At 66.3% G+C, this 9856-nt stretch carries 11 protein-coding genes and 2 pseudogenes; 8 read left to right on the top strand and 5 right to left on the bottom strand.

What is annotated here, in order from left to right; all coding sequences use genetic code 11:
• Positions 1-274: pseudogene (locus AC1DWT_RS46760) on the bottom strand (hypothetical protein); the annotation flags it as partial.
• 106 nt (positions 275-380) lie between these two features.
• Between AC1DWT_RS46760 and AC1DWT_RS46755 the strand changes: the two are divergent.
• The 3 genes from AC1DWT_RS46755 (at position 381) to AC1DWT_RS46745 (ending at position 1780) form a co-directional block, all read left to right on the top strand.
• A complete protein-coding gene (locus AC1DWT_RS46755) occupies positions 381-926 on the top strand; it encodes an ABC transporter permease subunit (RefSeq protein WP_241031615.1) in 546 nt (181 codons plus the stop codon).
• A gap of 164 nt (positions 927-1090) precedes the next feature.
• Positions 1091-1360, top strand: a complete 270-nt coding sequence (locus AC1DWT_RS46750; RefSeq protein WP_206015740.1) for a hypothetical protein — start codon at positions 1091-1093, stop codon at positions 1358-1360.
• A 279-nt stretch (positions 1361-1639) separates the two neighbouring features.
• Positions 1640-1780: a hypothetical protein gene (locus AC1DWT_RS46745; protein ID WP_477925866.1), complete on the top strand. Its 141-nt coding sequence runs from the start codon at positions 1640-1642 to the stop codon at positions 1778-1780.
• Between the two features lie 1206 nt (positions 1781-2986).
• Here AC1DWT_RS46745 and AC1DWT_RS46740 read toward each other — a convergent pair.
• The gene (locus tag AC1DWT_RS46740) at positions 2987-4219 is read right to left on the bottom strand and encodes an McrC family protein (protein ID WP_206015739.1); all 1233 of its coding nucleotides are present in this window, start codon (positions 4217-4219) and stop codon (positions 2987-2989) included.
• Positions 4216-5955, bottom strand: a complete 1740-nt coding sequence (locus AC1DWT_RS46735) for an McrB family protein (protein WP_206015738.1) — start codon at positions 5953-5955, stop codon at positions 4216-4218. The genes AC1DWT_RS46740 and AC1DWT_RS46735 overlap by 4 nt, the downstream gene beginning before the upstream one ends.
• 345 nt (positions 5956-6300) lie before the next feature.
• Here AC1DWT_RS46735 and AC1DWT_RS46730 point away from each other — a divergent pair, with 345 nt between their 5' ends.
• Positions 6301-6477, top strand: a complete 177-nt coding sequence (locus AC1DWT_RS46730; protein WP_206015737.1) for a hypothetical protein — start codon at positions 6301-6303, stop codon at positions 6475-6477.
• A gap of 215 nt (positions 6478-6692) precedes the next feature.
• Here the strand turns inward: AC1DWT_RS46730 and AC1DWT_RS46725 are convergent, their stop codons facing one another.
• Positions 6693-6830 (bottom strand): hypothetical protein, encoded by a 138-nt coding sequence (locus AC1DWT_RS46725; protein ID WP_206015736.1) that lies wholly within the window; start codon positions 6828-6830, stop codon positions 6693-6695.
• 249 nt (positions 6831-7079) lie between these two features.
• Between AC1DWT_RS46725 and AC1DWT_RS46720 the strand changes: the two genes are divergently transcribed.
• Entirely contained in the window at positions 7080-7562 is a 483-nt protein-coding gene (locus tag AC1DWT_RS46720; protein WP_206015735.1) for a hypothetical protein, read from the top strand.
• Positions 7563-7790: 228 nt separating this feature from the next.
• On the opposite strand, the gene AC1DWT_RS46715 is transcribed toward AC1DWT_RS46720, so the two are convergent.
• Positions 7791-8054 carry a hypothetical protein gene (locus tag AC1DWT_RS46715; protein WP_241031614.1) on the bottom strand — a complete coding sequence of 88 codons (264 nt, stop codon included), beginning with the start codon at positions 8052-8054 and terminating at the stop codon, positions 7791-7793.
• Between AC1DWT_RS46715 and AC1DWT_RS46710 the strand changes: the two genes are divergently transcribed.
• From AC1DWT_RS46710 to AC1DWT_RS46700, 3 genes and pseudogenes are all read left to right on the top strand, one after another.
• Positions 7975-8238 carry an excalibur calcium-binding domain-containing protein gene (locus tag AC1DWT_RS46710; protein ID WP_241031613.1) on the top strand — a complete coding sequence of 88 codons (264 nt, stop codon included), beginning with the start codon at positions 7975-7977 and terminating at the stop codon, positions 8236-8238. The genes AC1DWT_RS46715 and AC1DWT_RS46710 overlap by 80 nt on opposite strands.
• A gap of 624 nt (positions 8239-8862) precedes the next feature.
• Entirely contained in the window at positions 8863-9438 is a 576-nt protein-coding gene (locus tag AC1DWT_RS46705; protein ID WP_072943909.1) for a TerD family protein, read from the top strand.
• Positions 9439-9553: 115 nt separating this feature from the next.
• Positions 9554-9856, top strand: a pseudogene (locus tag AC1DWT_RS46700) (DUF475 domain-containing protein); the annotation flags it as partial.

Genomic DNA, 9856 nt, shown 5'->3' with positions numbered 1-9856 from the left:
CGGCGGCCCTTGCGCGCTCTTCAACCACGGAGAGTCCGTGCAGGCTCAGCGCCGCGACGACGGTCGGCCGCCACAGCCGCTCGTAGGCGGCGGCAACCCGGTTGTTGGTCATCGCGCGCTGCGCGAGAGTGCGCCGTGTCGGTGGACTCGATTCGAGCAGGTCGATATAGCCGGTGTCCGAGTAGCTCGACGAGTGCAGCGCGTCCTCGCGGACGGCCGCGAGCAGATCCCGGCTATTCCGCTGATCGACGAGCAGGCGCAGCGCGCGCCACACCCTCGCTGGCCGCCTGCACCAGCAGCGCCGCCACCACCGCGACAGAGCCGGGATCACCCCCGGGGCGCACTTCAGGCATCGGGATCACGAACTGCCGGTCCTGCTGTTGATCTTCGCCATCGGGGCCGGTGCATACGCGATCGGCGGGAGCGAGGAGGACGGCACCCTCGAACTGCTCCTGTCCAACCCGGTGACCCGCGGACGTGTCCTGATCGAACGATTCGTCGCCGTCCTCGCGCTGTCGCTCGGCCTCGGGATCGTCACCACCGCGAGCCTTCTCGCGTTCTCCCCACCCTTCGGTCTGCTCGCGGGCGTGTCGATCCCCGGACTCGTCGCGGCCGTGTTCGCGGCGACCGCCTTCGGGCTGATGCACGGCGCGATCGCGTTCGCTGCCGGCGCCTGGACCGGCCGCCGGTCGGCGGCGATCGCCACCGCCGCAACCGTGGCCGTGGTGGGAAACCTCCTCAACGCCGTCGCCGTGTCGAGCGAGAGCCTGCACTTCCTGCGGTTCGCCTCACCCTGGCACTGGTACGGGGGTCGCAACATGCTCGCGCAGGGGATCGCGCTCGAGCCGTTCCTCGCCCCGATGGCCGTCTCGGTGGTCTGTGCGGCGGTGGCCTGGTGGAGCCTTCGACGGCGGGATCTGCACTGACCACCCGTCACACGTGGGATGAACTTCGAACCGCGTCACGTCCCGGCGGGCAGCGGGCCGGTCCGCCGGCGGTGACACGTTTGCGGTGCGCGCCCGGTAGTCCACTCCGCACTCACGACAGGGTGTGCGGGGCCGGTGTTTTCGCCGGAAGGGCGCCGCGGCGGATGTCACTGGGGGCGGGCCAGGCCGTCGGATACGTGTTCCCCCAGCGCCGCTTCGCCTCCCCCCACGAACGGGACAGCACGCTCGACGCGGTCCACGCCCGCGGACTGGACCCGGCCGGCAAGGAAGACCGGGGCCAGTTCCACGCCTGCTTCTACCTGTCCCGTCCCGCGTCCGACGTCGAGACCGAGCCATTGACACGGCTGCTGAGCGGACTCACCGTCGAGGCCGGCAGCGAGGAGGCCGACGCGGCATGTCCCCGGGTTCGATGATGTACTGGCCATCGGGTCGCCGTGGATGCTTACCCGACGAGGAGCGGGTCGTAGCGCCCGCGAGCTGACCACTCGTTGTGCTGCCCGAGGTCGTCGTTTCCGTCGACGTTCGATGCCCGCCGCGAGCAGCCGGTCGATCAGTGTCGATCAGTACGGACGAGACGTTGCAAACTTCGAAATCGGCGAGCCGCTGGGGACGGTGTCCGAGCGCAGCAGAGCCGACGAGAGCGGTATCGGTTGGTGGGGAAGCCTTGATGAGGTGCCACCGATCCACCCTGTGTGAGCGCCCGCCTCGCACAGATTCTGCCGCCCCGAGCGGGTTCGGGTTTCATGCCCGGAACCTTCACGGCCGCGCTGCACGTCACGGTCAGCTGCGATCTGGCGGCGTGGCGTGCAGGGTGGATCATCGGACGACAGTAGGTCGGATTTCGGGAATCCGCCCGAGGTCATCGACCACCGGGGAGGATCTTGGCGAGCAGTGCATGCAGTTGCCGCTGTTCACGTGTGGTCAGTGCCGACAAACGATGAATGCTCCGCGGTGTCCGGCTGTTCGGTCTGCTTCGGCGCCGCCGGCACCCATTCCGCAGTTGTTGCACCACTGTCCCTCGAGCGTCGCTCGACGACGTCACGCTGGTGAGAGAATTCGCGGCGGTCCCCGTGGGCCTACCGCCCAACCGGTTGGACTGCTCGAGACAGAAGGAAACGATGTCACTGGAGCGGCCGTCGGTCAGTACCCTCGGATCCGCCCGCACCGCGTCGAGATGCTCACAGGCTTGTTGCCACCGTTCGGGAAACGCCGCTTCGACCTGAACGTCGCCGGGGACGTCTTTGGAGCTGCTTGATAAGCCACGCCAGTCGTCGAACCCGGGGTTGCCTCGTTCGGCGCCTCCACGCCTTGGATGTTGACCGCGCATACGAGCGTGGCGCCTATACGTACGGTGGGGACAGGTCTCAGACACTGACCCGGGCTACGTCGTCAGTTCCGGCTGACCCTCCAATCGGCATAGCCACTCCTTGCGTGCGACCTCACGTCGCAATTGTGGTACTGCTTGAGTCTCAGCGGCGGGGTGAATCGCAGCCCGGTCAGATACGGGTCCCCACGCGGTGGCGGGGTGAGATACCGGATGAAGAGGCAATTGACCCACAGGTCCCGGCCCGAAGTGTCGCGGCCATCCGGTGAGCCCTGCTGAGATTTTCGGTGAATACCCTCGCGTTGAGTCCGTACCCGTGTGTCGTTGGCGAGGGCGACGGCGTCGGATTCCTCGTCGAAGGGTTGGTTGCACGACGGCGACGGGACCGACAGATTTCTTCCGGGCGACACGCGAATCTACGGGTGTATCGAAGACGACGGTGGGACGGACCACCGTGATGATCTTGCCGCCGCACGATCTGCGTCGCTTCCTTGAGAGGACCGCCGATACGCATGGTCTCGGCTCGCACGATGACGCGATCGAGAAAATGCGGTTGGGCACCACTGCGACCAACCACGCCGAAGACGGATAGCGGTCGAGGAACCCGAGATCCTGACCCAGTTCTCGTACCGCGGAAGCGTGCGTGCCAGGGGTCGTCACCCGCACAGCTTGCCGGGCACGGGAGAAGGCGGAGCCACTGACCGAACAAGGATCGTCAGACAGGACCTGCCGTTCTCTCGACGATGCGGTCGGCGAGTCCGGTGATCGACGCGAGTAACCGGTCCGGCGGCAAGGTCAAATCCACCGCGTGACAAACGATGGTGATGTCGGCGCCGACTACCTGCACGGTCGCCGGCGCCGTTTCGCCCTGGGCGTATACCAGATGGCCGTGCGACAGTCCGAGCGCCGTGCAGTACGCCACGAGTTGGTATATGTCCGCGGTCGGAACCCCGCTGTGCGCGGTCTTGTACTTGGCGTCGACCACCGAGACCGGCCTCCCCTCGGCGTCGTACCACGTCAGGTCCGGTTCGATGGTGACCGTGCACCCGTGGTCGAGAAACCGGTCCGGCTCCGGCCGCCGGGGGCGGGCGCCCCGCCCACCGCGCTCGGCGATCTCCTCGCCGAGCGCGGTCATCAGGAAGTCCTCGTACACCGACCACATGTCCACGACGAAGCCGGAGACGGTCACGTCACCGATCCGCTGCTGGACCGACCGGTTCGCGAGCACCAGCTCGGCGAGCTGCAGCGCCCAGTGGTAACGGGTATTCAACCGGGTCGGGTGCCACCGGGGCTGCTCCGTGCCGGGAACCGGCGGGGTGATCTCGCCGAGTGCCCGGCGCAGCCCGAGCAGTCGGGCTCGCAGCCGCTGCGGGATCCGCGGCATCCGCAGCAGCGTCAGGGTCGCGGCGAGCAACAGCTGGTTCTCGGCGATGTCCGCGCTGTACTCGTCGTAGCGCACCTCGACCGGCAAGGCCAGGCCGAAGCGCCGGCCCATCTGCTCGCCCGCACGGAGCCGGCCGCGCAGCACCGCGCCCGACTCCTCGACGGTGCGGTAGCCGCACAGCAGCCCGGTCTCGATGGCACGCTGCGTGGCCCGGGTGAACCCCTCCGCCAACGCCGGGATCAGCTCGGCGTGGCTGTCGAGGGCCGCGGTGTGGGTGGTCCAGAACTTCGGGTCGTGCACGTAGCCCATAAGCCACAGCAGCCGGTCGACCGGAACCTTCGGCTCCACGAGCACGTGCAGATCCCCGATGGTGACGGCGCCGACCTTCTTGTTCGCGGCCAGCGCGAACCGGCCCGGGCTCAGGGTCGGAGTGACCGCGACCAGATCGCTGGCCGCCAGCGCCGCGGCCTGGGAGGGTGTCAGGCCGACCTCGGGGCGGCACCGGTCACACCACCCGCGCTCGTGCCGGCACGCGGGGAACTCACGCAGCGTCAGCGCCGTCAAGGGGACTCACCCCCGGAGGCGATCTTCTCCAGCACCGCGAGGCCGTAGGTCGCTTCGACGTCCACCGTGCGGTCACCGAAGTGGTACTCCTCGAGCAGCGGCAGGATCGAGGTCTCCCACACCTGACTCAGGCCGCCGGCGTTGTGCACGGCCGGGCGCATGAAATACGACGGCCCGATCTGGAAGTTCGGGTCCGGGATGCGGGCATTGAGCGCATCGTGCAGATCGGCGACCTTCGACGGGTAGTTGCGGGCGTGCAGCCACCGCCGCAGCATCTGGTTCGTCGGCGCGAGCGCCGGATGCAACGGCAGGAACCCGAAACGGCGACGCATCGCCGCGTCGACCAGGGCGATGGACCGGTCCGCGGTGTTCATCGTGCCGATCATCAACAGATTCCGCGGAAGCGTGAACGGCTCGGTGTCCTGCGACGAATACATCAGGTCGATGGCCTCGTCGCGGTACTCGAGCAGGAAGTACAACTCCCCGAATATCTTGGCGAGGTTGCCACGGTTGATCTCGTCGATGATCAGCACGAACACCTGATCCGGGTGGCCGCGGGCCCGCTCGACGAGCACCCGCAACGGTCCAGGCTTGAGCTCGAACCCGACCTGCCCGTTGCCCGCAGGCAGCGGGCGGAAGCCCTCGAAGAAGTCCTCGTAGCTGTAGGCAGGGTGGAACTGGACGATCTTGACATTGTCCGCACCGTCGGCCAGGTGCCGCGCCAACGCCTTTGCAACGTACGTCTTTCCGGTACCGGGCGGTCCGTAGAAGATCAACTGCGGGCGGTCGCGAAGCAGGGTGACGCACTTGGCCAACCAGCCCAGATCGACGTGCAGCTGGTCTGCAAGTTCCTGGCCCGGATCGGGCAGGTCGGCGTCGAGCAACGACACATCGACGTCGTCCACGGTCTCGGGGTCGACCGCATCGTTCTTGGCGGCCTTGGCCGGACGCCACATCGATACCCACGGATCGCGATAATAGTCGATGGGCCGGTTCTGCTCGGCCTCGAACGCGCGGTTGATGTCGTGGAGGTCGACCTCGACGTCCGGGGACACCGGCCGATCCAGGTACGACGCGAAGGTGTCACGGATGAGCTTGCGGTCCTTGCCATTGACCAATGGCAGGAAGAACTTCGGGAACGCCAGATAGCACAGGGCGGCGCGCTGGGCCGGCTCGTTGGGCCTGGCCACCTCCGCCAGCGCGTCCCGGAACTCGAGCGGGTCCTCGGCGATCCTGGCGCGGCGTTCGTCGGACAGGGCATGTAGATGCAGGCCGAAGAAGATCAGCAGCCAGATCTGGGACCAGCGACGCACGCCGAATGCGGTGCCTCCGTTGAAGGCACCGATCTGCGCGGCCCGCACGATCTCGTCGGGAACCGGGACGGGACTGGCCATCATGTCGAGCACCTGCTCGACGCGGTTGACCTTGGTCTTGCCAAGATAGTTCGCCAGGGGCAGCACATTGAGCAGGAGCAGTTCGGCGAAGAGTTGGATGGCGCCGTCGGAGGCGTCGTCGAACCGGACCCGAAGCTTGTCGAAGAAGCCCTTGTCCGGGCTTTGGTCGGGGCGGTCGATGTAGATCCGCTTGAGTTCGGCGAAGTTGTCGCTGCTCCACACGGCCGCACCGGGGGTGAGCACCGAGTCGCCCTTCAGGTATCCATCGACGATCAGCCGACGGCCAATCCCTTCAAGCTCGTCGACACCGTCGCGGCCCCTGGCAGTGAACTCGGCAGTCATACCTGCACTTCTACAGGGCGGATCCGACGCACATGCCGGCGGTCACTGGATCTCCGGCCCGCCGAACCCCGCTGGCTCGCTGATCAGCGGTTTCGGCTGGCCCGGTGATTGAGTCGCCCGCGGGAGGAACCCTGACCGGGCCAGACAGCCGCTAACGTAACTAATGGGCGGGTTCTCCCTGGTTGAGCATCCGCAAGGTCCGGTCGTGCCAGGTACGCGTCGAGATCGCGCTGCAGGGCGCGGAATTCGATGGCCCGCTCCCGCCCCAGGTGGGCCGGAGATCGCCGAGGCCATCACGATGCCCCCGGCCGCTTGAGAACGCCTGGCCGCGGCTACTACGGTTCGGTGAGCCACAACGTCAAGGTGATCTACACCGCCACCTGGGCCGGTACGACAGCAACCCCGCCCACCTGTAGCCGCACCCGCCGACCGCCACGCACCGCTACGTCGACTTCATGGGGCGGCGCGCATGCCATCGTCACCAAGGCCCGCACCTGCTACGACGCCGACGACTTCCTCTGAGTCGCCGAGGTAACGAGCACCTGACGCTGGACGCGCACCTGACCAACGTGGACACTACCTATCGGCTGGTGCTGCGCAACGGCGTCCTGACCTAAACAAAGGCGGCGCCGGCGGACGCCATGCTGAGCCTCCCGGTGATGACACTGCCCGTTGTCGCAACCGGCGCGACGGCTCCCGATCAGCTCGCCGCGGCTGGGTCCGACGCATCCGTGCTGTCACATCTGCTCGGGTCTGGCGCGGCGTGCGTCGGTGAGTTCGTCCTGGAGCTCTACGGCTCGTTTCCGGGCTGCCGCTGCCTGGGCGGACACGAGATCCGCTGTGGTGGTGGCGAGTTCGTCGCGGACTGTGTCCACACGGGCGTTCGGACCAAAATTGCGGTCCGGGGCCTCCATCAGACCAACTTCACGCCGGTCATCGGTGGCCGTCGCCGCTGCCACGGACGATCGGATTCAGCCCGGACCTGGGCTATCTCGCCACCGAGCTCCCCCGAACATCGGATCACCGCACTACCGAGGTGTCACAATGGTGCACCGCCCGGTGTCTTCATGCCGGCTGGCTTCCCGAGACACCGGAGTCACCTACACAACCGCCAGGGAGATCCTATGAACCTCAGTCTGTGGATTGCTGCCGGACTGCTGGCCGTAGTCGCTCTAGTCGCTGTCGGATCCGCAATTCACGCTCGACGGCAAGAAACACTTAACACCGATCCTCGGTGGCCCATGTTCGACTTTGCGTCCATAGCGCGCTCCTACTACGACGGATTGCTCCTTGCCTGCATGCTGCGATGGTGCACTCCTAGTGAAATATGGTGGGGTGATACCCCTCTTGATCAGATCTCGGCTATCAGCGCACTCCTCGCCAGAACCCGCGTCAAAGAGGATCAAATGATCCTGTTTCCGGAGTTGCTGCTCGCCGCAGCACAGGGCAAGGTGCCGACGGACGCGGCTACTGATGCGGCGACTCGCATCGCCACGGAAGCTGCTAGTTGGGAACCCGCCGAGCGCGTCGGCATCCTGTGTGGCCTCGCACTCATGGATGAGTCGGGTCTCGACATCGGTAGCTCCATTGACGCGCTCGATGCTTGATGAAGTTGGCCAGGCACGCAATCGGGTTCGATCACGGTTATATCTTGCTTGCACAGGTTGACGGCGATTTCCGGGTCGGGCCTTCCGAGAGGTCAGCCCGCCCTTGCGCACTCACCGTGACCACACTGATGCGGCGGGACGGCGGCGTCTCGGCGACGCACGCCGTGAGCCCCTTCCGTGTCGGCGATGTATATCGGCTGACCGATACACATGATCCGGTTTGTCTGATTACATGCCCTTGGTGAGGAAGACGACCTTTGCGATAACCCTGATCGCCGGCGCTGTGCTCGTGACCGGATGCGGAAGCAGCAAGACCCAGTCCAGCACCACACCGACCACGACAGCGTCCGTTGCACGAGTCGTCGACGCATCGAGCGCCAGGCCGACCACCACGTCACGACCGGCACCGACAATGACCACGGTTGCCGCTCCGGTCAGCACCTCACCGGCTGCCGTGCAGCCGGTCGCCCCGGTAGTTCCTACCACCACCATTGCCGTGGCACCACCACCGGCGCCGGTCGCGATTCCGACGCCCCCGCCCGTACCGAAATCGACGGTCAGCTACGGATCTTGCGATGAAGTGCGAGCCGCCGGCGCGGCACCGATCTACAAGGGTGAGCCCGGATATTCGACGAAGCTCGACCGCGACAAGGACGGAATCGCCTGCGACAAATGACACGTCGCGAAGCTCCCTGAAACGTCGCCCGCGCTCGACGCACTCGGCTGCGCCCCGTGAGGACCGGACGCCCACAGGACCGCAGTGTCAGGCGTGCATGCGCCAGCTGAGCCAATCCGCACCACCTCCGCTAATCCCCCAGTCGGCCCTTCACGCCCCCGAGTACCGTCGACCGGCCACACGCGGATAGATGCCACTGAGGTGGACGACATCGCCGTCCATCACTGTCCCCGGTCTCCGTGCTGCCACCATCGCCGTTCCGCTGCTCGGCGATAGCTCAGGGTCCAGTTCAACCCAGACGAAACGGGGCACCCACGTGCCTCGGTGTGCAGATTGCACGCCGACCGTCGATCCCCGCTGCGTGTCCGGCCGAGTCATTTACTGGGTATACAGACAACGCGCACGCCTTCTGGTAGCACCAGAACCAGCTCCAGTCGAGGTGTCGGGATCGCTCACTACTCAAGGCAGACAACCGTTCACGCGCCACGCGAACCGGTTTGCACCGAAATCGCGCGTCCTCTCGCATGACCGAATCCCCACGATCTATGGTGAGCGTGCTCGAACATCTGCGGGGGTGGCAAACATCTGTATGCACGCCCCTATCCCCTGTGTGAAAGGACCTCCATGGGCGTCACCCTTGCCAAAGGCGGCAACGTTTCCCTCGACAAGCAGGCCCCCAACCTGACCGCAGTTGCGGTAGGGCTGGGCTGGGACGCGCGCTCGACCACCGGCCACGAATTCGACCTGGACGCCAGCGCACTGGCCACCGGTGAGAACAAGAAGGTCCTGTCGGACCAGCACTTCGTGTTCTACAACAACCTGCGCTCCCCGGACGGGTCGATCCAGCACGAAGGCGACAACCTCACCGGCGAAGGCGACGGAGACGACGAGGTGATCAACGTCGACCTCAAGGCGGTGCCGCCGAACATCACCAACATCTTCTTCCCGGTCTCCATCCACGACGCGCACCAGCGTGGCCAGAGCTTCGGGCAGGTCACCAACGCGTTCATCCGCGTCGTCGACCGCAGTACCGGCAACGAACTGGTCCGCTACGACCTCACCGAGGACGCCTCCACCGAGACCGCCATGACCTTCGGCGAGCTCTACCGGCACAACGGCGAATGGAAGTTCCGTGCCATCGGCCAGGGCTACGCCTCCGGGCTGGCCGGTATCGCCCGCGACTACGGCGTCAACATCTGACCTCACTGGGTCGGGGAGGGCGCACATGTCCGCGCCCTCCCCAGGCGTTCGGCCCGCGGTCTACATACCCCTGCAGTAGCCACCCTGCATGCCCACTAGAGAAAGGCCACGCTTCGTGGTTCTGCGAATATTCGGTCTCTCCTTCGCCGTGACGGTGATCTCCCTGATCATCGCGGCGATCTACGGAGGCCCCCAGGCCGTCCTCCTCGTGGTGATCCTGTCGATCCTCGAGATCTCGCTGTCCTTCGACAACGCCGTCATCAACGCCACCGTGCTGCGCCGCATGAGCGAGTTCTGCAGAAGATCTTCCTCACCGTCGGCATCGTCATCGCGGTGTTCGGCATGCGCCTGGTCTTCCCCCTCGTCATCGTCTGGCTCGCGTCCGGCCTCGGCCCCGTCGCCGCCCTCGACCTGGCCC

This window comes from Rhodococcus sp. P4_B6 (assembly GCF_056402215.1).
This window is presented reverse-complemented; position numbering and strand designations above follow the sequence as displayed.